The sequence below is a fragment of the Rhizobium sp. BK176 genome (assembly GCF_024808055.1).
The window spans coordinates 20,734-44,185 of sequence record NZ_JANUBV010000020.1 but is presented as its reverse complement, the minus strand read 5'-3'; the positions used below and the strand labels follow the sequence as shown (position 1 = coordinate 44,185).

Below are 23,452 nucleotides of genomic sequence, written 5' to 3'. Positions count from 1 at the left end.
TCGTCGATAGCGCACGTCAATGGCGCGGGCGTAGGCAATCCAACGCGTGATCGTCAAAACGATCCCAACCGGTTTCCGATCGCTGTCACCGCGTTCCGGGCCAACGCTCATAACGTCAGGTGCGGTGCGCTGGAAGGGCTAAAGCCGGCTATCCCGTTGACGCGGCGCCAGGATGTCTCGAGCGCCGCCATTACCCCTTTCTCCCCGTCCAGCGCAACGCCGTGGGCAAGAACGACCGCATTCATCGCCCCCGCGGATGTGCCGGTAATGCTTGAAATGACCAGGCCGGCCTCGTCGATGATCCGCTCGATTACCCCCAGCTGAACGCCCGAGCGCACCGCCACTTTGCAGGGCGAGATCGATGGCTATAGGCTCTCGCCGGATGACATGTTCGCGTTGGAATTGCTGCTTGGTCTTAGTGGTATGGTGCCCTTCCCATTTCAGCATCTCTAGATCATGGCGAATATTGCGGCGTAGCCAGAGACAAATGCCACCATATTTCAGTGGTTTAATGGAATAAAACACGCGGGGAAATCAGATCCATATATTGTTAACCAACGCGAAAAGTTACAATTCTAGTTAACTGAGAATTTGTATCTCAACTCGTAGTTTTGAGAAAACTTCATGAGGAAAAGATGCGCGCCTTCGTTCCCCATACGGCCAACTTTTTCGGTCGCGATTTCAACCGCAGGATCGTATTTCCTATGGCTGGGATCCTCATCGTGGCAATTACGATTGTCATTGCCATTGTTGTTCTATCCGCGCGTCAGCAAAACAGCCTTGAAGTCGAAGCATCCACCAAGCTTGCAACTACGGCTCTCCAGGTCAAGGCGCGCGAGGTCGCGCGCAATCTGCGGGACTATGCGGTTTGGGAGGACGCATACAAAAACCTGCACGACAAGAGCAACCTGGAGTGGGCGGCAACCGACGGGAATATCGGGGCGAATATCTTTGAAGGCCTGGGCTACGAGATGGCCTTTGCTGTCGATGCCAACGAAAACACCGTATACGCAGTGATCGAGGGCGTTCCGCAGAAGGTTGATGCCCTCAAGCTGATGCCACGTGGATTGCGTGATCTCTTGCATGTCGCTGCCATACAGACTGACCCGGTTACGAGCTTGATCAAATCAGGGGACAATGTCTACCTGGTTGCGGCCAGCGCTTTGTTGCCTCCCTCGATTGATCGATCGACGGTTAATCCGCGCAAACTTACGATGCTGGCTTTCGCAAAGCGGCTCGACCAGAGCTTCCTGGACCGCATGGGACGAGACTACTTACTCTCCGACTTGAAGATCTCGCTTCATGAGGCCGGTGGAGCGGAGGCGTCTATACCATTGCTGACGCAAGACAGGGTATTCCTCGGAGCGATTACCTGGTCACCCGCAAAGCCGGGATACCAGCTCCTGCAGTTTATCCTGCCCCCGCTATGTCTGGTGCTTGCAGTTCTGGCGGCGTTTTCAGCTCTTGTCGTGCGCAATGCCAGGCGTTCGACGAAGGAATTGGAGGATTCCGCCAAAACCGTGGAAGCCTATGCTCAGACGCTGAAGGAGAGCGAAGTAAGGTTCAAGGACGTGGCGGAAGCATCGTCCGACTGGATTTGGGAAACCGACCATTCGCTCAAACTGGTCTACTTCTCGGCACGTTTTACCGATGTCACCGGGTTGCCCGCCTCTGATGTTCTCGGGAAGACACTCGGTCAGTTCTTTTCAAGTGACGCTGACTCTGACGGTTGGAAGCGGCTGGTCGAGGGATCTGATGAGCACGTCTCGTTCAGAGATCTTCGCTGCTGCTATCGCGACGCAAAGGGTCACATCCGCATCTCCAGATTGGCCGGTCGTCCTATCCTTGGCACGACAGGGGAATTCCTTGGTTTCAGGGGGACAGCGACAGACATTACCGAAGAAGTGGAAGCCCAGGAACGGGCAAGCCATCTGGCGCACCACGATGCCCTGACTGGACTTCCGAACCGCGTTCTGTTCCGGGAACGTCTGAATGTTGCTCTTACGTCGAATGCCGAGCAGACCGCGAGAGTTTCGGTGATCTGCCTCGATCTCGATCACTTCAAGGAAGTCAACGATACCTTGGGCCACGGTGCTGGAGATCTCCTGCTTCAGCAACTTTCGGGACGGCTGAGGGCATGCGTACACCAGAATGACACCGTCGCCCGACTTGGCGGTGATGAGTTCGCGATCATCCAGATCGGTCTCAACCAACCGCTGGAAGCCGAAGAACTCAGCCGAAAACTTATCGATGTCGTCCGCGCGCCTTTCATCATTGAAGGGCAGGATCTTCATGTCGGAGTTAGTATCGGGATCGCGATTGCAAACGTGGATGATGCCGATCCGGAACGGTTGCTCAAAAGTGCGGACATCGCACTTTACCGAGCCAAGCAGGGTGGTCGGGCGACCTACCGGATTTTCGAGGCTCAGATGGATGCCGAACTCCAGGAACGCAAGACTCTCGAATATGATCTTCGCCAGGCGGTCCTGAAGGACGAACTCGAGATTCACTATCAGCCGTTGATCGATCTTGCACAGCATGGCGTTGCGGCCGTGGAAGCGCTGGTTCGATGGAGGCATCCGATCCGCGGTCTCGTGTCTCCGGCAGAATTCATTCCGCTCGCAGAAGAAACCGGCCTCATCGTCTCGATGGGCGAGTGGATCCTCGAGACGGCCTGCCGCCAGGTCATGGAATGGGATGGACTGCGCGTCGCGGTAAACCTTTCACCCGTGCAGTTCCGCAACAAGGAGCTGGTCGAGACAGTGCGCCAGGTCCTGGTACGCACAGGGCTCGATCCTGCGCGCTTGGAACTCGAGATAACGGAAAGCGTCCTTATCAACGACACATCAGCAGCCTTGGAAATCCTGAATGGCCTCAAGAGCTTGGGTGTCAAGATTGCCATGGATGATTTCGGCACCGGCTATTCGTCGCTCGGCTACCTGAATTCGTTCCCCTTCGACAAGATCAAGATCGACAAGTCCTTCATAGGAGACATGAACAGCAAGGATAAGTCGGGCGCCATTGTGAAATCCGTCATCAGTCTCGGCCAGAGCCTGAACATGACCACGACTGCAGAAGGCGTTGAGACGCCGGAGCAGGCCGCGTTCCTTGCCCAGGAGGGTTGCGACCAGCTGCAGGGTTACTACTTCAGCCGCCCTGTGACCGCACTGGAACTGTCCGCCTTCATCGGGCGCTGGGCTTCCGGTAAGGAAGCTGGCGAAGAAGCCGCATAGCTTTCGCGCACGACGAATAATCAAAAACAGGTTCAACGAAAATGAATGCCCATGCCCTTTCGGCCGAGCACGTACTCGGCCACGACGCGCGACATCTGCAAGGTCAGATTGAGACAGCTTTTTCGGGCGGCGGAACGACCCTCCGGCCCGCGAAGGATGCGCTCAGGAATTTCGCAAGCGTGGATGCGGTCATTGCGGAGCTCAAGCCGTCAGAACCCGTCTTCTGCATCACGCCCGAAAGACTACGCAGTGCTGCTGCGAGCTTCTCTTCGTTTCCCGGGACCTGCCTTTACGCCGTCAAATGCAATCCTCATCCGTTTGTTCTGGAGACCCTTTACCAGACCGGAATTACAAACTTTGACGTCGCCTCTCTCGACGAGGTCGAACTGATTGGCAGCCTGTTCGGAAGCACCGCTGGAAAGTTCTACAACAACCCGGCGAAGACACGCCGTTCGATCCGAATGGCAAATGATCTGCACGGCATTCGCTTCTATACGGCCGATTGCCTGGAGGAGGTGGACAAAATAGCCGAGGAAGCCCGCGGTAGCGATCTCGTGATTGCCGTCAGGCTCGCCACGAATGGAACCGACGCTCGCTATGTTCTCTCGACCAAATTCGGTGCGATGCCGGACAAGGCAATCCACCTGCTGCGTCACATCCGCTCAAAGGGGATCAAGGCGGGGATTTCATTTCATGTCGGTTCACAGTGCCTCGCACCTGGTGCGTTTTCAGAGGCTGTGGAACTTGCCGGAGACGTGGCGAAGCGGGCAGGAGTGGAGCTCGCGGTTCTGAATGTCGGTGGTGGTTTTCCTGCTCCTTATCCAGGCGATGACGTTGTTGGCCCGGGGAATTACTTCAAGAGCGTCGCGCGCGCACTGCGCAATGGCGGAATACCTCGCTCCTGCTCCATCTTATGTGAGCCCGGCCGAGCGCTCGTCGCCACCGCCGGGATCACGCTCGTCCAAGTGGTGATGAGGCGTGATCACAATCTTTTTCTGAACGACGGAGTATTTGGCACCTTGCAGGAACTCGGGCATTCAAAAGAACGCCGGCCGGTGCGTCTCATTCCGAGCACACCGCGTGTATCCGCCACATACACCGATTTCAAGGTCTGGGGGCCGACCTGTGATTCAAACGACGTGCTCGGTGCACCTTTCAGCCTCCCGGATGATGTGCGTGAGGGGGACTGGATCGAGGTGGGCATGATGGGAGCTTATAGCCTCTCCATGCGCACTCACTTCAACGGATTTTTTGCCGACAAGATCGTGACGATCGGAGCATAGGAGACAGGCTTCGAAATGAAACGATTGGCCGCTTCTGCAATCGGAGCCATGGGGATCGTGCTTTGGGCAAGCGAGACCGTGCTCGTAACCTATACGACTTCCATCCCTCCACTGCAGACGGTTTCGATGGCGTTCCTCTTCGCGGCGGCTCTGTCGCCGGCTGTATGGTACCTGACCGGAAGCCATCCTCTTCTCGCCTTCCGGCAGCCGATCCATGTTTGGCTGCTGTCGGTGAGCGCGCTTGTTGGCTATCATGCTTGCATCTATTACGCGACCCAGAAGGCGCCGCCGGCCGCAGCTGCGCTGCTTCAAGGGACTACCCCACTGATGATCGTTCTTGGCTCCTGTCTTCTGCCGGGCGAGAGACTCAGATGGTGGCACGTCGTCGGTGTTGCCGTCGGACTGTTCGGCGTGCTGCTGCTCATCGAGCGCGGCGGTGATGCATCCATATCCGAGGGTGCGCCGTTTTACCTGACGCTCATCGGGATCGCTGCCGCGCTCTGGGGCATCTATTCGGTGCTGACCCGGACACAGGCCGCAGTACCCTCGTCTGCTCTCGGGTGGTTCTACGCAGCATCTGCGGCCGTATCCTTCCTGGCACATCTGGCGCTTGAAAGCTGGGTGGCGCCTAGTGTGGCGGAATGGTCCGCGATGGCAGCACTCGGCGTTCTGCCCATGGGCCTGGCGATCTACATGTGGGATCACGGAATGAAGCGTGGCGACATTCAGGCGCTTGGCGCGTTCTCTTATGTCGAGCCATTTATCGGAGCGGTCCTTGTTGCGATCTTTTCCTCAGCAGCGATTGAAGCCTCCTTGTTTTGGTCAGGCGCACTGATTGTGGGTGGCGCTGCATTGGCGAGTTCGGGGCTCTGGAAGCCCGATACAAAGGACGATAACGAGGGAAAGGAAGCGACGATGCGTACGCCCGGAGCTCCGGTGCCCAAGCGGTCTATCCTTCAGCTGCTTGCCGAGGCGGATTCCAAAGGTGAGCTTGCTTCAATCAACAACAGGCTGCTTGAGCGCCTCATCGAGATTGGTCGCGATTACAAAGATCCCCGCAAACACGATGCTGAGCTTGCGGAGTTGCTTCTCGCTTTGGGCATTTCGGTAGCGATCTGGGATAAGGCCATCACAGAGAGCGACGCCAGGGAAATTGCGGCCTGAGGCATTGCTGCTACCTGCTCTATGTCAGACGAGGGCGCAGCGAGCGGTCTGAAAACCAATCCCCGGGACGGCAAGCCTACTCATGGTTTTAACATGAGGCTTTGGAAACAGGCGCTCTTCGAGGCTTGCCGAAGAAGGATCAGCGCCCATTTCACCTTGTGCAAAAGCCCCGTTGTAAAGTTTGGAAATGGCCTATCCGGTGTTCATGAATTACTATTGAGCGCTCAAGGGTAGGCGATCGACCACCTGGCAGCAGCTCGAGTTCATTTTTACGTAGCACGCATCATTCAAATTCATACGGAAGCCGATCCAGGCCTCCAAGCGAACCGCAACTGGAATCACTGGAACGCGATCATCTCGGGATCGAGGACGGAGGAGACAAGAATGAGTATTCTTGGTGAAGGCAACGGCAAAGCTGGCAAGACGAACGTCGATCTAAAGCTTGAAGTCGTCGCGATTCCCGTCGCTGATGTTGATCGCTCGAAACGCTTCTATTCCGCGTTGGGGTGGCGGCTCGACGCCGACTTCCCGGTCGGCAATGACTTCAGGGTGGTGCAATTCACGCCGCCTGGCTCACCCGCGTCCATCCATTTCGGCGTCGGCATCACCAGCGCCGCTCCCGGTTCTGCTCAAGGACTCTATCTCGTCGTCACAGACATCGAGGCGGCTCGTGCTTCGCTCGCGAGCGGCGGTGCGCAGGTGAGCGAGATCTTTCATCGCGACGGCCCCGGGCAACCGGCAATCGAGGGCCGGGATCCAAACGGACGAAGCTACAGGACCTATGCGACCTTCAAGGATCCGGACGGAAATGCCTGGCTGCTGCAGGAAATCACGCAACGGCTTGAGGGACGGCAGAGCACCGAGGTTACGTTCGCGTCACCTGCAGAAATCGAAGGCGCCCTGCGAAGGGCGGCTGCTGCTCATGGTGAACATGAGAAAATCACGGGAAGGCACGACGAGAATTGGCCGGTATGGTATGCGCATTTCATCGCCGCCGAGCAGTCCGGCGGGCCGCTGCCCAAGTAGCGTGCGCCATCCAATCAGCAGTTTCACACCGGAATGACAGAGAATTGAACGCCCGGTTTTTTCCTGTCAGCGAAACTGCGCCGATCTCGTCACCACCCAAACCTTTGTTGCAGCCTCGTAGCGGCTGCCAGTGTACCGTTTGAACATCTGGCACGGTACGCTAGCTTTAATTTTTCCGGTACACGAGCCAGGACGAAGACATGGGTAAGATGGTGGCGTGCCTGCTTGCAGCGGGACTTCTATTCCAATTGCTGGCCACGAACGCTGACGCAGCCAACGCGCTCGAACGAGCGATCGGGGAGGCACAGCCATGCAAGTCACTGAAAGCGAAGGTGTCCAGCTTCGGTGTGAGCATCGATGTTGGAATCGACAGGTTCGACACGGCCAAGATCGAAAGTCTGCAGATCTCGGTGAATGGCGACGCAGCCGAGGCAAGTGCGAGGGGGACGCTTGCTTGCAAGACATCTGACGATGCCCTCGTGAGAGGAGGCTTCTCGGCGACCGCACAGGTTCATCTAAAGGTCGACCTCGCCACATGCAAGACGACCGAGAGCTCGATAGAGATCGTCGGGACAGGCGGTCGTTTCGGTGACATCGTCAAGGGACTGGAGGATGAGATCGCGAGCGCGCTTCGCCGCAGCCTGGAGAAAAACGTGGCCAAGCTCTGCCAGAGTTAACCGCAGACTGAGGTAGCAATTCTTTCGAGCTCAGCCGGCAGTCAAAAAGGCGTTCGACGTCCACGGTCGGAAGCGGCCTCGCGAAGAGATATCCCTGGAAGACCTCGCATCCCGCCCTTTCCAGGAAACGCGCCTGTGCTTCGGTCTCTACACCCTCCGCAACGACTTCCAGTCTCAACAATTTTGCCAGCGAAACGATGGCATTGGTGATTGCCATGTCTTCTGAATCGTTCGGGATATCTGCGATGAACGATCTATCAATCTTGAGTCGGGACAATGGAAATTTCTTGAGCATGCTCAAGCTGGAATAACCGGTCCCGAAGTCGTCGATCGAGAGGCTTACCCCCAGGGCCTTCAATTCATGCATCCGTGCGATAGCTCCCTCAACGTCCTGCATGATGAGGCTTTCTGTGACTTCCAATTCGAGCCACTCCGGGTCAAGGTCCGCGTCGGCCAGTGCCTGACTGACGTGAGAGGTCAACGACGGCTCCAGGAACTGGCGAGGCGAAACGTTGACCGCAACGCGCACGCGGGCAACACTACGTTTCTGCCAGTCTTTGGCTTGCTGACATGCCTTGTTGAGGACGATATCGCCGATCGCGACAATCAAACCCGTTTCCTCGGCGAGGGGTACGAACTCCGATGGAGCAAGGACTCCTCTTGTAGGATGGTTCCATCGGACAAGCGCCTCGACACCAATCACATTGCCTGTATTGGCGTATTGAGCCTGGTAGTGAACGACGAATTCATCGCTCTCGATTGCCCGACGGAGGTCATCGATGCGCGCAAGTTTGTTTCTTGCTTCCGCGGCCATCACAGGCGTGAACATCTGAATACCGTCACGCCCAGCCTCTTTCGCTCGGTAAAGCGCGAGATCCGCATTGGCGCAGAGTTCCGAGGAGGTCACTCCAGGCCGCTCCAGGCATGCCACACCGATACTGGCCGTGATGCGAAGGTCGATTCCCGAGATCGATATCGAAGTTGCGATCGCCGCTCGCAAACGTTCAAGCCGATCTCTGAAAGATTCGTTGGTCTGTCCTAGAATCAAGACAAACTCGTCGCCGCCTATGCGTGACACCAATCCGGCTTCGCCGACCTCACGGACGATCCTGTGGGCAACGGCCTTGAGAAGTTCGTCACCGGCGGCATGCCCGAGGCTGTCGTTGATGAGTTTGAAGTTATCGAGATCAAGAAAGGCGACGGCGACGGCTTTGTCGTCGTCTACGGCATTGGTGAGCATCCTCTGAAGGGTGCGGTCAAGCAAAGTTCGGTTCGGCAGGCCTGTGAGCACGTCGTGTTCCGCCAGATGGGCGATACGTTCGACGTCCCGGTTTCTATCGAGTGCGATTCCGATTGTCTGCGCGACAGCGGACAGGAATTCCAGTACGCCCGCGTCTTCGTCTGCGAGTGTGGAGATCATCAGTGACCCGTGCCGCCCGCCATCTCGGGAGGCTATCGGGAGCGCCAGGGTTTCGGGGGAGGGCGCGTCCAGGGTCTCGCCATGGATCACGATCTGCACGCTTCGTGATGGAAAGAGGCTGCGCAGCGTGACGATGAAATCTTGCAGGAGTGATTGGATTTCGACACCTCGCGCAACGTTTTGCAGAAGTTGCGTCTGGGCCCGCATCAGCTCTTCGGCGCGCTTGCGGCTTGTGATATCTCGCGAGGCGCCTACAACGCCGATGACGTTGCCGTTGCGGTCGCGCAGTGGAACGCGAGTCATCATCAGCCAGCCATCCCCTGTGAGGCGGGGCTCCTCCACGCCGAGATCCGCGAGACCGGTCGTCATGACCTGTCGCTCGATCTCGTCGATCTCCTGTGCGAACGACGACGGGTGAATATCGAAGTCAGTCAGTCCCACCAGTTCGTCCACATGCGAAAAGCCGTTGTTCCTCACCACCGCACGGTTCGCGAACAGGAACCGGCCTTCGAGATCCTTCGCATAGATGAAATCTGGCACGTGATCGATCATCGCCTTAAGCCATTCATGTCGCTCGCGTGGGTCCGAAGATTGTGTGTGCTTGGTATTCTCGTTTGTGTCAGGGACTGCCGGCTTGGTCGCTTCTTGCCGGATTTTTCTGCGGGCGCTCATTCCATTCCTCACAGCCTGATTGGCTTATGGCGAACGTTAGGCACAACGTATTATGCAACTATGAAGAAGGTGGCCGAGCGCCATGGTTGATATCTTCCGTTTTGCGGATGGTGAACGATCCGTTTATGGCGATTGGTCGAGTTGTGAACTCGACGATCGAGACAAACTGGACCCTATTTCGATGCGAGACGTACTGGCGATCTTCGGGCAGATCTTCGCTGAGGAATGCGCCCGTAACAGGGTGCGTTAGATCAAGTTTGGTGAATTGAAGCGACCCGACGTCCTGCGCTGACCCTCGCATCCGCAACAGCAGGGGGCTTTTGTTCGCAACCGAACGGAGACCTATTCAATAAACGCGCTATGCCCGCAAATGACGCCGCTCTCCTTGAGTGTTGTGACGTCAGGCGCTTCAGTATGGCTCGCGATTTAAGATTCCTAGCGTCCTTATCTGATCCGCAAGCGTCAACAGCGCCTTCGCAACAGTTTCGTCCGACATCAGCTCAACATTTCGGGCGATGTCATCAATCACCTGTTCGGTGGACGCGTCGATAGGGAAAATCTTTCCGTTTTTGACGAGTAGATCCCGCAGAGCGCTAGATGCGGCAATGCTGCGCTCCAACAGGCGGCGCCGATCCGCCATCGGTAGCTTGGAAAGATGGTTCGCCGCTCGGACGAGATCGACGACGAGGTTGGTGGTGACTGTCAAGAGATTTGAACTCCAACGTTCTTGCGACCGCAAACCTACCCGTATCTTCATCACACTTTCGAGGATTGCAAGCTCGCCCCGCACTTCGCAAGCCGGGCCAGCAGATGATTGTTGGCCGCAGTCCTTCAAGTGTATCCCCGCCGAGGCAATCTGGGCGGCGGATCAGATCCGGAATCTGTCCGCACTTGGCCACAATTGCTGACCTCCAGATCCGACGTGCTGCCTGGGGGCATCGAGCCAGGCGATCCCACAAAAAGGGTCCTGCTTGGTTCGAGCAAGCGGGGCAGTGCTGGCTAGGTGAGGAACAACGGAACGTGGAACCCCGTTCTTCCGGCCTCCAACATACCATCTCAACGTTTGTTGCATGCTGAAGGAGAGGGCTCACATATTTGTCGACGCTGTTTCGAACGATTGGATGGAGAAGAGCGCTCTCGGCCTTGCTGAAACCTCTTCCCCTCCCAATGACGATACTAACTCGAAAGCCCCGCTTGCCTGAGAACAAGCGGGGCCACACTGAGGAAAACAACGGTGGAGCGCAATCAAATCGCTTTTTCGACGCCTCAAGCAGTAGCCGCTCGCGTTTGTTCCAAAGTATCAGCATCTTCAAGCCCCGGAAACTAGGGGGTGAGCATGCGCATCCTGCGCACTATGGAGCAAGCGGCGGTCTTGAGACCCCCAAGTGAGGAAAGCCTTTTGGCTTCCGTTTCGGTGGGAGCCGTCTAGTCGGGAATGAAATTGATTGCATTGGTTCGGATCGTCTCATCGAAATTGTACGCTGCTGGCTCTACGGTCCGAAAACAGCACGACTGCGCAAGGGACCGTCGATAGATTACCCGTCAACTTGCGAAAGTGGCAACTCACGGACAATATGGTGCCACCGTCCTGCATTTCTTATCGCTCAAGTAAGGGAACCCTATGCCAACTCCTGTTCTTTTCACTCCTTTTCGCGTAGCCGGGATGGAGCTTTCAAACCGAATTGTCATCGCCCCGATGTGCCAGTATTCAGCGGAAAATGGATGCACAACTGACTGGCATCTGATCCATTTGGGCCAGCTCGCCCTATCGGGAGCGGGATTGCTGACCATAGAAGCGACTGCCGTATCGCCGGAGGGGCGGATCACCTTCGCCGATGTCGGGCTATACGATGACGTTACGGAAGCCGCCATGGCAAGGACCCTTCAAGGGGTACGCAGATATTCGGACATGCCGATCGCGATTCAGCTCGCTCACGCTGGGCGTAAGGCTTCGACAAGCATCCCATGGCGCGGTGGCCAACAAATCCCGCCTGATCAGATGAACGGCTGGCAGACTGAAGCGCCTTCTGCTGTAGCGTTCAGTTCGGAGTACGTGCTACCGACGGCTCTGGATCTCGGCGGTTTAGAGCGCATTTGCAATGCTTTTGCCTCAGCTGCAAGACGGGCGGCCAATATCGGTATCGATGCCGTCCAGATACACGGTGCGCACGGCTATCTGTTGCATCAATTCCTGTCACCGCTGTCCAATCTGCGGATGGACAACTATGGCGGAACGATCGAAAATCGAATGCGCTTCCCGTTGGAGGTCTTCGACGCGGTCCGAAGCGCGTTCACGGCAGGCAAGCCCGTCACGATGAGGGTTTCGGCGACGGATTGGGTTGAGGGTGGCCTTGAACTGGCCGAAGTCATTGCCTTTGCGAAAGCGCTTGAGGCGAGGGGATGTGACGCCATTCATGTATCAAGCGGCGGCCTGCATCCCAAACAATCGATCCCCGTGGGTCCAAGCTACCAGGTCCCGCTGGCACGGGCCATCAAGAATGCAGTGAAAATCCCCGTTGTGGCTGTCGGATTGATAACTGAGCCGGTCCAGGCTGAAGCGATTGTATCGACGGGCGACGCGGATCTGATTGCAATTGCACGGGCGGCACTTTACGATCCTCGTTGGCCTTGGCACGCTGCCGCGGCACTTGGCGGTCAGGTATCGGCTCCTCCGCAGTATCTGAGGTCGCAACCGTCGCAGTACAGGAACCTGTTCCGGACGTAGCTCTACGAAGTGAAGGATTCGACCTCGGCCCCCAGGATTTTTCGCGACTTTGGCTTTGGTCGTTCGCCGTTCACAGAACCTTTTTGAGGTCCCACCCATTTTGGGGCGCTTCCAACCGCGTCTTGCAGCCCTGACGTCCGCCTCGGCGGCCGCTTCCGTTTCGCCTCCGGCATCCCCTCAGCCCAAACACTTATCCAATATCGGCCGCCATGAAGATATAACGGCCGAGGTTGGCGCGGCGACCAGACGACTATCTCGCCCGGAATAATCTCCCGGTCGACTTAGCGCGACCCGCCTTCCGAAGTCCGGCCCCTGGGCGAAGTGCCATTTTTGGAGCGGTCTCGAAGCTCGGCCTTTGCGATCGCCTATTTCTTTCCAGCGCCTAAAGGCTCCCGTTCGAATTTGGGTGTACACCCGCGAGTCATGCCTCGGCTCATTGCGGCTTCGGCCAACGCCAGCTGTATGCGAAGGTGTTTGATATCTCCAAGAAGAGTTGCGATGGTCGCCTTGGCATCCTCATCGTGGAAGGCGAGGGCGGCTTCGACCTCGAAATCAATATCCAGCTGCTTTGCTGATTTACTCGACATGACCTGCCTCTCTTACGAGTTCATAGAAGAGCTGAATAGCGTCGTACTCATCTCCCGCGCACTGGAACCATATCGGTGACCGCATCACGACGCGGGAGCCGACCGCACTGTAGTGACCACAGGCTCTACGCGTAGCTTGGTCAAAAGCGATATCGAAATAGCCGAGAGGCTCGCCCGAACAGATGTCATAGACATTCGCCGAATAGAAACCCCAACCCCGAGGGTTCGGCGTCATGATAATGATTGCCATCAAAAGGGGATGGATTTCGGCGATTGTTGCTTCGGTGGGAGGTGTCCAATAGGTGCCCGCGATTTGTTGAGCGCGCGGCTGCGCTATCGGCACGCGTGGCATGGCCGTCGTCCTCTGTGTGTTTTGGATGTTCCCATTATGTTCCATTTTGCTATCGAGTCAACATTGCCGACCTGGGGATTTCGGCGAGAAGTATCAGCTCTGTGTTCGAGCTTCGGCCGGCACATGATCCGACCAAGGCCTACGGTTTCGTCAATAGCGTCCTAAGTCTCGAGGACCTCTCTTCCTCAATTTGGGTCTTGCGCCGGGACGGGGCAAAAATGGGGGGGCATCAAAATGATCGATATCCCGGCGGAACCCGCCGATCCTGGCGAGCAGTCTCCGCCCTGTAGGCGGACCCGGTGTGGGTGATGCGACTGTGGCCATTCGACGAAAGATCTTGGCGGCGCTGATGCCGCTCTGTCTAATGGGGTCGCCACTCCGCGACGTTGGCGGCGATCAGTCCGCGGCGATGGCGATCGCAGCGGTCAATGTCGCTGGTGACAAGCGTGTCATGGCCAGGGTGCCGCCAGACGTCATAGGAGAGCCGTTCTGGTCCTGGATCCATTTCCTACTGGCCACGCACATCAAATGTCTTGTGATCCATCAAAAACGCCGCCAGATCCCTTGCCGTCGGCATTGCCAAGTGCAGCAACATAAATGCCCTTGGGGCCGCAGTGGACTGTGTGCGGCCTTCAGTAGCCGGCCCGTTCGGCGACCTCCTCTGGTTCGATCACTAGAACAGGCCGCCGGCCGCTGATGACTACACCTCTCGAGCCACTGTTACGCCCTCGCGATCCACGCTTCACCGCTGCCCTCATCGATCTCGGCTGCGGGATGGATCAACCTGCCATGGGGCTTGCGGCAAATTAGCTGTGCGCTGGAGCCTTTTGTCGCGAAGGATGTTCGAAACTGGCGCGCTGCGACAGGAGCTGTTCCATCAAGTCCAAGAACGATCAGACCGCGTCGCGCTCCGTGCGCAGGTTTGAGACGACACGCCGGTTCTGCACCTTACAGGAGCGGCTCGTGCAGTCGCGAACCTCGCGGTCATTGCCGTAACCCTTGGCCCACACGCGGCTGGCGTCTACACCCTGCGAGACGAGATAGGCCATGACCGCATCGGCACGTCTCTGCGATAGTGTTGCCATTGCTGAAGTGGACCCGGAATCGTCAGCAAATCCCTGCAGTTTGACCAGCCACTGCGGGTTGCTTTTCAGCCAGATGGCTTGCTTGTCCAGTGTCGCCTTGGCGACGGGATCGAGTGTGGCGGAATCCTGCGTGAAGTAGGTCCGCCTGCCGACGTTCAAGATGAAGTCCTCTTCGCTGCCGGCTTTGACATTTGCAAAACCGGGCGCAGGATCGTTCGTTTGCCCGGTCATCGGCGCGACTGCAGGCTCCTCGACTTCGGCAACATCGGTGGTGCTGCAGGCGGCAAGAGTCATAAGGATGGTCGCAGCGACAACCAGCCTCGAATATCCGGTTAGAGCAGACATCAGGGCATTTCCCTCATTCGACCGCGTTGGCCTGGCTGATCTTCGCGGCACTTTCACCCTGATCGGCAATGTGCGGCAGGACTTGTACAGCTGTGCCGATGGGGCAGCGCTGATAAAGATCGATTGCATCTTCGTTGAACATGCGGATGCAGCCGCTGGAGGCATCCTTCCCAATGCTGCCCGGCTCCAGAGTTCCGTGGAAGCGATAGCCGGTATCGACGCCGTCACGATGCAGATACATGGCGCGCGGACCAAGAGGGTTCTTCGGTGACCCTCCATCGACAAACTCCGGCAGTTCCGGGTGACGCTGGCGCATCTCCGGCGGCGGCGTCCAGCGTGGCCAGAGTGCCTTCTGGTCGATCGTGGCGCGACCATACCATTTGAAACCGTCACGCCCGACCCCGACGCCATAGCGGATGGCAGTCTTGTTCTCCATGATCAGGTAGAGAAAGTGATGGGTGGTATCGACAACGACGGTTCCGATCGGCTCGCTACTGAAATACTTGACGACCTGGCGCTGCCATTTCCTGTCGATCCTGGCAAAGTTGGTGCTGCGAAACGTCACGCCGTTGTCGACACGGGTTCCGGAAAAATATGAAGGTGCTGCAGCGAATGTCGGAGTATTGATTGCCAAAGTGCCAAGCAAAGCCGCTCCGCCAAGCACAAAATCCCTGCGCGTCCATCCCATTGGCAACATCCCCTCAATGCCAAGAAACTTCGTGCAGTAAATCAGATTTTTTTATCGTCACAAGATAAATCTACGTACGCCGCCTGAAGCAGAAGGTTGAATTACCTGACGCGCCCCGTCATTGCGCAACCGCTTTTTTCCGATTGATCAGGATTTTAGCCGACTCTGCATTGGCCGCGTCACAGCGGGCATGTTCGTGTCGCGAAATGTCAGATTTCCACAGAAATCCTCATGGAAATTGCCCATCTTTACTGCTCCTTTACTGCTCCCGACCGCGATCTACATGGCTGAGCGGGTGTAGGCTGACCGCTGCAATAATCCCGGTCATCACGATGCGGGAAAATCCGATGATGAGAGCCAGGATACGGGCAAACCCGTGCTTCGGCTTTACATCGCCAATCCGATGGTAAGGCCCGTCACGAACGGGAAGTACAAGGCGTCGCCGAACCTCCAATCTTCAATGCGCCGATCACGAGTCCGCAGCCGACCATGACGACGAGCCGTCCCGAATAATGGCCCATAGCAGATAAAGCTGGTTCAGAAGTGCCGAAAAACAGATGCCTTCTCTTTCGTCCCTTCGCCATGGAATGGCAAATCGCGCCAATGATGAGTAGGCCGACAACACGCTCAGCCCAGGAAGCCAGAGACTCGTCTATGCCCGTTCGCATGCGCGTGCCTCGGATCTACGCATTTCAGAGTCGTGTTTTCTGCGCGAAATGCCTTACTGGGACCCGAAAAAACGATCCACAGCCCTGTGTGTGCACACCGGAAAGCGCAAATTTATCATGCCACCGAAAGCTTCCAAGATCCAGCGGACACCTGGAAGCTGAACTCGGAAACAATTGGGATCCATAGGCGAAATCCGGTTGTCTTTCAGACCATTGGGCTAATAGGTTAAAGTCAAGAATGGGTTGAAGACGCAGGACGAAAAGCCGGCTCGAATCCGACTTTTCGGACCTCGGTCACCGGGCGAAAAGCGGTCGGGGCGAGCTCCCAAAGCAAACACCGAGGAGTTCGCATGCCACGATTACGCCCTTCGCGTGGGCGCGCCAATCGGCGCATGAATAATCGCACGCTAGCAGTAGTAAACGCCTGCCGCGCACCGACGTGCGCTTCTGCGGGCAACACCGGCGACACTCACGGGTGTCAACGGTCGCCCGACCCTTGCCTCTGCGGTAGGCGGTAGCTTGAAATCGACCACGAGACCGTCGTGTAGCTCGATGCTTGAGGCGCAGGCAACAACTGCCAGCATTGCAATCGCGATCCATTTGAGCATGTCTTCTCTCCTTTCAGGCTAATCATTTCTTGGAGAATATTTCGGGGAGTTCGTCAGCATCCGGCAGGTCTTTCAAATCTCGCCTTTTAGCGCCATCAGGCGCCTTGAAATTGAAATCGCCGGCCGCCGCGTCGGTTCCGGCCTTCCATGATCGTATGTCGATCGTATATTGCGGGAAGCCTTTGACCTTGGTGCATGTGACAACATAGCGGCAGGGGTAGGGGGTCTGGCCCTGGGCAATCCAGATCTGCCAATCAACCCCTTCCCTGGTGCGAAAAGCCAGGTGGTCGCATTCGTCGCCTCGTATGACGCCACTGCCGAGATCCTTGACGTCAACCACCTCGGACATGAGCGCGTCGTAAGGATGCGATATCAGGATGTCTCCGGCCGGCAGTGGCCGATGGAATTTTTCGCGCAGGGCGTCGATGAGGTGATCGGTCGTTCCTGGCACCTCGGCCTGGGCGTAGAGGTTGGCGTCCTTGCCGAGGATCGACAGTGTCTTGCCATCAAAAACGATTTCGACGTTGGCGAAGCCACCCTGGCGTGTGACGTACAGCTTGTCTGGCCGATTGATCTTGACTGCGCCGGAGCTTGCTAGCGCAATCTTCTGATCCTGCTTGGTAACGACCTCCAGATTTGTATCATACTCGAATGATATTGCCTGCTGGGCTGCCATGTAATCGGACATCGCCTTCAAAAGGCTCTTGGCCTGCTTCTCGTCCGCATGGGCCGACGTCGCGCAGGAAAGTGCGGTCAAGGCAGTTGCCGCCGCCAGCAGTCCGGCATTTCGAAAGAGGCTTTCCACTTTAGATCGCATGGGTGTTTCCTCCGTTCCATACGTGAGACGACGATCCGCGCGGCTCGGAACAAGCGCGCGGCATGAATGGTTCTCTAGAACTCGCAGGAGCGCTTGTGTTCGACCGGTTCGCCTGTGGCATTAGGTCGAGGAAAGTTGCTCCCTCATGAAGTTTGCAATGCAGGAATGGCGGTAACCCCGCAGACAAGCCGTGCGGCGAAATACGACCGCAGCGCGGCTGGTCAGTTCTGACTAGCTGTCACTAAGTCCTTCCAAATAGTGTTGCAGGGCTGCATTCGTGCTGAAAAACAGACGCTCCCGCCCCATCGTTTCGGCGAAACCGGAGGCTCGAAGATAATCGAGTACATCCGGATTCAATCCTGCAAGCCAAACGGTTACGCCTTGAGCGGTAACACGGCGTTCGCTGTCGATCATCGTCTGGAGTGCGGAATACTCGATATCAAAAACCGCGCTCATATCGAGTGCGAGCACTCGCGGTTTATATTCGGCTGCGAATGCCTGAATTTGATCAGCGACTTGCTGCACATTGGCGAAAAACAGACGACCCTCAGGGCGAAGGATGAGCAGACCATCGAATGTTTCATCGTCAGGGTGCTCCGGCGAAAGCGGCCGGAGGACGTCGGTGCCCCGCTTGCGGCCGATGACATAAACTTTCGCTTTTGCCGACTGGCTGGCCAAGCCGATCATCGAAAGAATGATCGCGACCACGATGCCCTGGAGCGTGCCAAAGACGAGCACACCCAGGAACGCCGCCAGCGCCCAACGGAATTCCATCCGCCGGACCTTTCGGATGGACGCAAACTCCACTGGGGAAATGAGCCCGACCGAGTAGATGATCACAATCGCGGCGAGCACAGCTTGCGGCAGCAAGCCAAGCAGCGGGGCAAGGAACAACATGGTTGCGGCCGACGTTGCGGCAGCGACAAGGGAGGCCGTCTGGGATTGCCCGCCGACGGCTCGAACCACGGCCGTCTGTGACGTTCCACCGCCTGCAGGCATTGAGCCAAAGAACGCGCCGACTGCATTCGCAGCGCCGGTCGCGAGAAGTTCGCGATTGGGTCGTATGGGTGGTTCGGCCGGGGTTGCGAATGCCCTGCCAGCGGCAATCGTTTCGGTGAAACTCATGAGAGCGATGCCGAGTGCTCCCGGGAGAAGCTGCTCGACCAAACCGGCACTGGGAAGAGTGAGTGACGGCAGTGATCGCGGAATGAAGCCGACCGTCGCGATGCCCAGGGCATCCAGGCCGATGACCCACGAAATCAGGATGCCCGCAGCGACGATCACGAGTGGGGCCGGAGAATGGGGCCAACGCCGTTCCATGACTGCCAACGCGACCAGTGCCACGACTGCGATTGTCAGCGTAAGCAGCGATGTATCAGGTAAATGATGAACAAGACTGACGATGTCACGGAAAAAGCCTGCCTTTTCGATGTGCACGCCGAGCAGTTTCGGTATTTGATCGAGCACAATCACAAACCCGATGCCTGCTTTGAAACCGGTTAGCACGGGAGAGGAAATGAAGTTCGCCACAAACCCCAACCGAAGGACCGAGGCTGCAAGCAGGAGCACACCGGTTAAAGCAGTAAGTGTTGCAAGTGCCGTAACCATTTTGGCTGGATCGCCATCCGGAACGACAATCGCGAGCTCGGTCCCCGCCAGGATGGCAAGGGTTGTCGTTGAACTTACACTCAACACTCGCGACGTGCCCAGCAATGCGTAGACAATCATCGGCACGAAGGCTGTATAGAGGCCAACGCTCACCGGAAGCCCGGCGACTGTGGCGTAGGCCATTGCTTTGGGCAGGACGATCGCGGCAGCTGTCAGGCCGGCCACGACATCGAGCCGGAGGCCGGATGAGAACGCGGCGCCGCCATTGTTTCTGCCTATCGTCATTTTCGTTTCCGGGGTCACAGCTATTCCTTCAATCGGGCATCGACCCTAACGCTCGTCTGGCGGACTCATTCAAAAATTGGCGCGCCAAGCATCCACATCAAACCGCCATCATTATGCCCCAATCGGCGATGCAAGGGGCGTATATTACGGTATCGCACACGATCGGAAATCCGCTGTCGGGATGAGGCAGGGGCCTCTCAGACGTGGATCGTTTCGCAAATTTGCGTTACCCTCAGCGTTTCCGGGAAAGCGCGAGGCCCCCTATGTCGGATGCGAGTTTGCATGAGGCTCGGCTGATTGAGAGTTTCGCGCCACCGCCGCTGAGGCTCTTCGGGAGACAGAAGGATGAGCCTTCCGATCGCCGCATGGCCTTGTTGTGGCTCGACGTAGTCGCCTTCACCCGGATTACCGGTCATTTCCTGGCCCGGGGACCGGCTGGCATCGAAGATCTGGCGAATCTGCTGGAACTGCATTTCACAGGACTGATCGATGTGATCGTGGCCCATGGCGGCGAGCCGCTGATGTTTGCGGGCGACGGCCTGCTTGCCGGCTGGCCGTGCGAAGGCTCGACACCTTCGGACGCACTTCTCCGCGCTGCCACCTGCGGCAATCACGTTCTTGCCACGTCGCGAACAAGCTTGCCTTCGGGCGAGCCGATCGAACTCCATGCCGTGCTCGCCTTCGGGCAATGTCATACGGCGGAGATCGGAACGGGCAGCCTGCGTCTCCACGTCACCGTAGGAAAGGGGCTCGCAGACCTGCAGGCGGCGAGCATCACACGGGCGAAGGGACAGTTGCTGGTATCCGCGGCCGCGTGTTCGATCCTCGGTGATGCAATAGCCGTGCGCTCGATCGGCCCCGACGCAACGATCCTTTCGACCTTGCGCGATCAAGCCGACCTCATTCCCCTGACCATTCCGCCGATGACGCCGCAAGACCGCGAGCGACTTGCCGGGCATATCCCGCTTCCTGTCGCGAGCCGCCTCAACAGCCAGCTCCTCGACTGGACTGCCGAGCTCAGGCGCATATCCGTCGTGTTCGTCGCTCTTTCACGTCTGGATCACGCTTCGCCCGATATCCTGTCCCGCTTGGAGTCGGTCGTTGCCGCAATCGAACCCAAGGTCGCTGAGCACGACGGTTTCATACAGCAGATTCGCGTCGATGAACGCGGCGCCAATCTTGTGATCGTTTTCGGGATTCCGCCCGTTGCGCACGCAGATGATCCGGTCCGGGCAGTCCGATCTGCGATCGACATGCGTGATGCGCTGCGCGGCATAGGCCAGCCGAGCAGTATCGGCGTCGCGACGGGAACGGCATTCTGCGGACTGATCGGAAACGACGTTTTCCGGGCATGGACCACTTACGGGGAGGCAGTCAACCTTGCCGCGCGGCTGCAGGGCTTGCAGCAGGGCACCATCCAGTGCGACGAAGCCACTGTCCGCGGCGCACAGGACGCCATCTCTTTCACTCCGATCGGTCACAGCCAGGTTCGTGGGTGGGATCTGAATGTCCCCGTCTGGACGCCGAGGCGGCAGGATCGCACCGGCTTCGACCAATCGATGCATGGGCGCGACAGTGAACTCGCATGGATTTTGAAAGCTTTCGAGGAGACGAGGCAATCCGGCAATTCCCGGTTCGTCCTTGTCGAGGCGGAATCGGGAATGGGCAAGTCACGCCTCCTTGCGGAATTGCATCATCGTCTCAGGAGCGAACAATCGGCTACGCTTGCCGGTGTCGCCGACCGGATCGAGCATCGTGTCCCCTATCGAGGCTGGCGAGACATACTCACGCAATTGCTTGGGCTGGAGGTCAGACATCCGGAGTTACAACGGCGCGAGGCGACGTTGCGCGCACTTGGCCCGGAGCTTTCACCCCGCGCAGCGCTCCTTAACCCCATCCTCCAACTCGACTTTTCCGAAACGCCCGAACTGCAAGCGATGAGCGCGCCCTTGCGCATGGAGGCTCGGCTCGACCTGTTCGTATCACTTCTCCGCCGCTTTGCGTCTGACGGCTCGTTGCTGGTTACCGTCGACGACGCCCAATGGCTCGACGATGAGAGTTGGACCCTGGCGGCAACGGCTATTCGTTCCGTGCGCGGTCTCTGCCTCGTCATGGCGATGCAGCCGATGGAGGACGACGCGCGGATCGAAAGCCTGTCCGGGGGCGGTGTGGTGCGCCTTAAGCTGCTCGGTCTGTCGGACGAGGAACAGGACAGGTTGGCATTGACCAGGCTCGGTGCAGACCGCATCGCTCCCGAACTGGCAAACCTTTTGCGAGCACGCGCCCGCGGGCATCCGTTTTTTTGTCTTGAACTCGCTCGCGCGCTTCATGACGATGGCTTGATCGAAGTGGTCGACGGGACGTGCCGGATCGCGCAACATCTGGCCGATGATCGCCTGCCCCTGCCAGATTCGATACACGCCGCCGTGGCGCGCCGCATCGACCGTCTCGATCTCGAAAGTCAAGTGACGCTCAAGGTGGCAAGCGCCGCGGGCCTGCGTTTCCCGACCGCCCTTGTGGCCGCCGTTCACCCGACCGCCAACGCCGAGCCGGCCATCGTCGGCCGCCACCTGTTGATGCACCAGCGTGCCGGCATGCTGCAGACTGATCACATCGACGAGCTGGACGGCTACAGCTTTTGCCATGGCATCATGCGCGACGTTGCCTATGAGCTGATGCTCTATGGGCAGCGTAAGCAACTGCACCGGGCGATCGCTAGCTGGTACGAGCAAAACAGCGTCCTCGACATATCACGCGTTTATGCGCTCATCGCGCATCACCTGGAGGCAGCGGGCGAACTGGTTCGCGCGGCTCACTATTTGCGGCTCGAGGCCGAGCGCGTTTTCGGTCTCGGTTCCGTTCGGCAATCGCTTTCGATCGGCCTTCATGGTGCCGCACTCCTTGGTTCGCAGGTGCCGGTCGATGGCGCCGAACTTCAAAGGGCAATCGGCCAGGAAATGGAGCAGATTACAGCACTCCTCGGCGACAGGCGACCGGCGGATCTCGTCGACTTGCCAAGACTTGAGGACGAACATGTCGCAAGTCTCGTCCCGCTGTTGCTAAGCATCGCGCCCTACGCCTATCAAAGTCAGAAGCCGGAATTGTTCGCGCTTCTTGGCGCGAGGTGCCTGCGCTTGACGCTTGCTCATGGGCAGGCAGATTTTACGCCAGATGTCTACGCAATGTATTCTATCGTCCACGCGGCTATGACCGGTGACCGGCGGACGGGTGCTGCATGGAGCGATCTGAGCATGCAGCTGCAACCTGTCATCAAGGGCGCAAGCTTTGCCCGCTGCGCCTTTATCAACGTGTGGTTCCACAATCACTGGGTAGGAAATCTGGAGGACGGAATTGCCCGCGCCGCGGCGGGGGCCGACGCAGGCCTTGCAAGCGGTGAAATTGTCTATGGCTGTTTCAATCTGACGACGGTCGTCGTGCTGCTTGTTGCGGCGGGCCGTCCTATCGATGTGGTGATATCGACCGGTATCGCGCTTCTCGCGCAAAACGGTGGTCGGGTGCGCAATTCTGCCTTCACGCTCCTCCTGGAGTTGCAGTCGGCCCGAGCACTGGCAGGCAAGACACGGGCGTTCGATCAGCTTTCCGATGCTACTGTGGACGAGGAGGCGGAGTTCTCCTCCATGCTGCAATCGCGCTTCAGCAACCAGGTTGCCTGCTATTACACTGCCAAACTCCGATTGGCCGCGCTTGGTGGAGACTGGCGAAGCGCGCTCTCCTGGGCAGAAAAGGCACGTGTCCTGTTGCCATTCTTCGCCGGACAACCCTCCGAGGTCATGGTGCTACACTATCATGGCGTCGCGGCCCTGGCGCTTGCTGCTTTTGGCTCCCCGGAGGACGCTCAGGCCCTGCGTGCCGAGGGTTGGGATTGCGCGGACCAGATGCGCAACTGGGAAGGTCTGAACGAGTCCTGGCTCGGTCCGAAGGCGGATATTCTCGAGGGGCTGCTCGAGGCGGGTGCCGGGCATATTGAGGTAGCTGACAGGTTGTTTCGTGCGGCCGCGCAACGCGCGGCAAAAGTTGGCCATCTGGAGGACCATGCGTTCGCCCTGGAATGCCTGGCCCGGCTGCAAAAAGCAGTCGGCAAGGTCCCGGGCTCGCTTCCCGGGGCGCTGGCTGCTTACCGGACTTGGGGTGCCGAAGGGAAACGCGCACGCCTCGCTGACGAATTTGCCTGAGGTTGAGATGTGTGGA

General features: G+C 58.0%; 18 protein-coding genes. 7 read left to right on the top strand and 11 right to left on the bottom strand.

Annotation, left to right across the window (positions count from 1 at the left end):
* Positions 1 to 107 precede the first annotated feature (107 nt).
* Positions 108 to 338 (bottom strand): patatin-like phospholipase family protein, encoded by a 231-nt coding sequence (locus FHT76_RS33770; protein WP_183757867.1) that lies wholly within the window; start codon positions 336 to 338, stop codon positions 108 to 110.
* 297 nt (positions 339 to 635) lie between these two features.
* Between FHT76_RS33770 and FHT76_RS33765 the strand changes: the two genes are divergently transcribed.
* From FHT76_RS33765 to FHT76_RS33745, 5 genes are all read left to right on the top strand, one after another.
* Positions 636 to 3,233, top strand: a complete 2,598-nt coding sequence (locus tag FHT76_RS33765) for an EAL domain-containing protein (RefSeq protein ID WP_183757870.1) — start codon at positions 636 to 638, stop codon at positions 3,231 to 3,233.
* Between the two features lie 41 nt (positions 3,234 to 3,274).
* A complete protein-coding gene (locus FHT76_RS33760) occupies positions 3,275 to 4,516 on the top strand; it encodes a type III PLP-dependent enzyme (RefSeq protein ID WP_183757872.1) in 1,242 nt (413 codons plus the stop codon).
* A 15-nt stretch (positions 4,517 to 4,531) separates the two neighbouring features.
* Positions 4,532 to 5,680: a DMT family transporter gene (locus FHT76_RS33755; RefSeq protein ID WP_183757874.1), complete on the top strand. Its 1,149-nt coding sequence runs from the start codon at positions 4,532 to 4,534 to the stop codon at positions 5,678 to 5,680.
* Between the two features lie 384 nt (positions 5,681 to 6,064).
* Positions 6,065 to 6,706, top strand: a complete 642-nt coding sequence (locus FHT76_RS33750; RefSeq protein WP_183757876.1) for a VOC family protein — start codon at positions 6,065 to 6,067, stop codon at positions 6,704 to 6,706.
* 209 nt (positions 6,707 to 6,915) lie between these two features.
* The gene (locus tag FHT76_RS33745; protein ID WP_183757932.1) at positions 6,916 to 7,383 is read left to right on the top strand and encodes a hypothetical protein; all 468 of its coding nucleotides are present in this window, start codon (positions 6,916 to 6,918) and stop codon (positions 7,381 to 7,383) included.
* Here the strand turns inward: FHT76_RS33745 and FHT76_RS33740 are convergent.
* Positions 7,304 to 9,475, bottom strand: a complete 2,172-nt coding sequence (locus FHT76_RS33740; protein ID WP_183757878.1) for a bifunctional diguanylate cyclase/phosphodiesterase — start codon at positions 9,473 to 9,475, stop codon at positions 7,304 to 7,306. The genes FHT76_RS33745 and FHT76_RS33740 overlap by 80 nt on opposite strands.
* Before the next feature lie 409 nt (positions 9,476 to 9,884).
* Positions 9,885 to 10,181: a hypothetical protein gene (locus tag FHT76_RS33735; protein ID WP_183757880.1), complete on the bottom strand. Its 297-nt coding sequence runs from the start codon at positions 10,179 to 10,181 to the stop codon at positions 9,885 to 9,887.
* A gap of 915 nt (positions 10,182 to 11,096) precedes the next feature.
* Between FHT76_RS33735 and FHT76_RS33730 the strand changes: the two genes are divergently transcribed.
* Complete coding sequence (locus FHT76_RS33730; protein ID WP_183757882.1) at positions 11,097 to 12,200, top strand: NADH:flavin oxidoreductase/NADH oxidase; 1,104 nt, start codon at positions 11,097 to 11,099, stop codon at positions 12,198 to 12,200.
* A 365-nt stretch (positions 12,201 to 12,565) separates the two neighbouring features.
* On the opposite strand, the gene FHT76_RS33725 is transcribed toward FHT76_RS33730, so the two are convergent.
* From FHT76_RS33725 to FHT76_RS33675, 8 genes are all read right to left on the bottom strand, one after another.
* Positions 12,566 to 12,787, bottom strand: coding sequence for a hypothetical protein (locus FHT76_RS33725; protein WP_259131342.1), 222 nt, complete (start codon positions 12,785 to 12,787; stop codon positions 12,566 to 12,568).
* Complete coding sequence (locus FHT76_RS33720; protein ID WP_210281035.1) at positions 12,777 to 13,139, bottom strand: hypothetical protein; 363 nt, start codon at positions 13,137 to 13,139, stop codon at positions 12,777 to 12,779. The genes FHT76_RS33725 and FHT76_RS33720 overlap by 11 nt, the downstream gene beginning before the upstream one ends.
* A gap of 361 nt (positions 13,140 to 13,500) precedes the next feature.
* Positions 13,501 to 13,644 carry a selenium-binding family protein gene (locus FHT76_RS33710; RefSeq protein ID WP_259131338.1) on the bottom strand — a complete coding sequence of 48 codons (144 nt, stop codon included), beginning with the start codon at positions 13,642 to 13,644 and terminating at the stop codon, positions 13,501 to 13,503.
* Between the two features lie 388 nt (positions 13,645 to 14,032).
* Positions 14,033 to 14,569, bottom strand: a complete 537-nt coding sequence (locus FHT76_RS33700) for an OmpA family protein (RefSeq protein ID WP_183757886.1) — start codon at positions 14,567 to 14,569, stop codon at positions 14,033 to 14,035.
* Between the two features lie 13 nt (positions 14,570 to 14,582).
* On the bottom strand, positions 14,583 to 15,257 hold the full coding sequence (locus tag FHT76_RS33695; protein WP_183757888.1) for a L,D-transpeptidase: 675 nt from the start codon (positions 15,255 to 15,257) through the stop codon (positions 14,583 to 14,585).
* Positions 15,258 to 16,332: 1,075 nt separating this feature from the next.
* A complete protein-coding gene (locus FHT76_RS33685; RefSeq protein WP_183757890.1) occupies positions 16,333 to 16,533 on the bottom strand; it encodes a hypothetical protein in 201 nt (66 codons plus the stop codon).
* 22 nt (positions 16,534 to 16,555) lie between these two features.
* The gene (locus tag FHT76_RS33680) at positions 16,556 to 17,350 is read right to left on the bottom strand and encodes a DUF2092 domain-containing protein (protein ID WP_183757892.1); all 795 of its coding nucleotides are present in this window, start codon (positions 17,348 to 17,350) and stop codon (positions 16,556 to 16,558) included.
* A 231-nt stretch (positions 17,351 to 17,581) separates the two neighbouring features.
* A complete protein-coding gene (locus tag FHT76_RS33675) occupies positions 17,582 to 19,243 on the bottom strand; it encodes a SulP family inorganic anion transporter (protein ID WP_183757894.1) in 1,662 nt (553 codons plus the stop codon).
* Positions 19,244 to 19,506: 263 nt separating this feature from the next.
* On the opposite strand from FHT76_RS33675, the gene FHT76_RS33670 reads away from it, so the two are divergent.
* Positions 19,507 to 23,436, top strand: a complete 3,930-nt coding sequence (locus FHT76_RS33670) for an AAA and adenylate/guanylate cyclase domain-containing protein (RefSeq protein ID WP_259186291.1) — start codon at positions 19,507 to 19,509, stop codon at positions 23,434 to 23,436.
* Positions 23,437 to 23,452: the final 16 nt, after the last annotated feature.

Bases quoted from the DNA above. Each gene is read 5' to 3' on its own strand.
- FHT76_RS33685 (WP_183757890.1), bottom strand. From the start codon at position 16,533: ATGCTCAAATGGATCGCGATTGCAATGCTGGCAGTTGTTGCCTGCGCC.
- FHT76_RS33745 (WP_183757932.1), top strand. From the start codon at position 6,916: ATGGTGGCGTGCCTGCTTGCAGCGGGACTTCTATTCCAATTGCTGGCC.
- FHT76_RS33695 (WP_183757888.1), bottom strand. From the start codon at position 15,257: ATGGGATGGACGCGCAGGGATTTTGTGCTTGGCGGAGCGGCTTTGCTT.
- FHT76_RS33670 (WP_259186291.1), top strand. From the start codon at position 19,507: ATGTCGGATGCGAGTTTGCATGAGGCTCGGCTGATTGAGAGTTTCGCG.
- FHT76_RS33725 (WP_259131342.1), bottom strand. From the start codon at position 12,787: ATGTCGAGTAAATCAGCAAAGCAGCTGGATATTGATTTCGAGGTCGAA.
- FHT76_RS33760 (WP_183757872.1), top strand. From the start codon at position 3,275: ATGAATGCCCATGCCCTTTCGGCCGAGCACGTACTCGGCCACGACGCG.
- FHT76_RS33710 (WP_259131338.1), bottom strand. From the start codon at position 13,644: ATGGATCCAGGACCAGAACGGCTCTCCTATGACGTCTGGCGGCACCCT.
- FHT76_RS33755 (WP_183757874.1), top strand. From the start codon at position 4,532: ATGAAACGATTGGCCGCTTCTGCAATCGGAGCCATGGGGATCGTGCTT.
- FHT76_RS33700 (WP_183757886.1), bottom strand. From the start codon at position 14,569: ATGTCTGCTCTAACCGGATATTCGAGGCTGGTTGTCGCTGCGACCATC.
- FHT76_RS33765 (WP_183757870.1), top strand. From the start codon at position 636: ATGCGCGCCTTCGTTCCCCATACGGCCAACTTTTTCGGTCGCGATTTC.
- FHT76_RS33680 (WP_183757892.1), bottom strand. From the start codon at position 17,350: ATGCGATCTAAAGTGGAAAGCCTCTTTCGAAATGCCGGACTGCTGGCG.
- FHT76_RS33730 (WP_183757882.1), top strand. From the start codon at position 11,097: ATGCCAACTCCTGTTCTTTTCACTCCTTTTCGCGTAGCCGGGATGGAG.
- FHT76_RS33720 (WP_210281035.1), bottom strand. From the start codon at position 13,139: ATGCCACGCGTGCCGATAGCGCAGCCGCGCGCTCAACAAATCGCGGGC.
- FHT76_RS33675 (WP_183757894.1), bottom strand. From the start codon at position 19,243: ATGACGATAGGCAGAAACAATGGCGGCGCCGCGTTCTCATCCGGCCTC.
- FHT76_RS33750 (WP_183757876.1), top strand. From the start codon at position 6,065: ATGAGTATTCTTGGTGAAGGCAACGGCAAAGCTGGCAAGACGAACGTC.
- FHT76_RS33740 (WP_183757878.1), bottom strand. From the start codon at position 9,475: ATGAGCGCCCGCAGAAAAATCCGGCAAGAAGCGACCAAGCCGGCAGTC.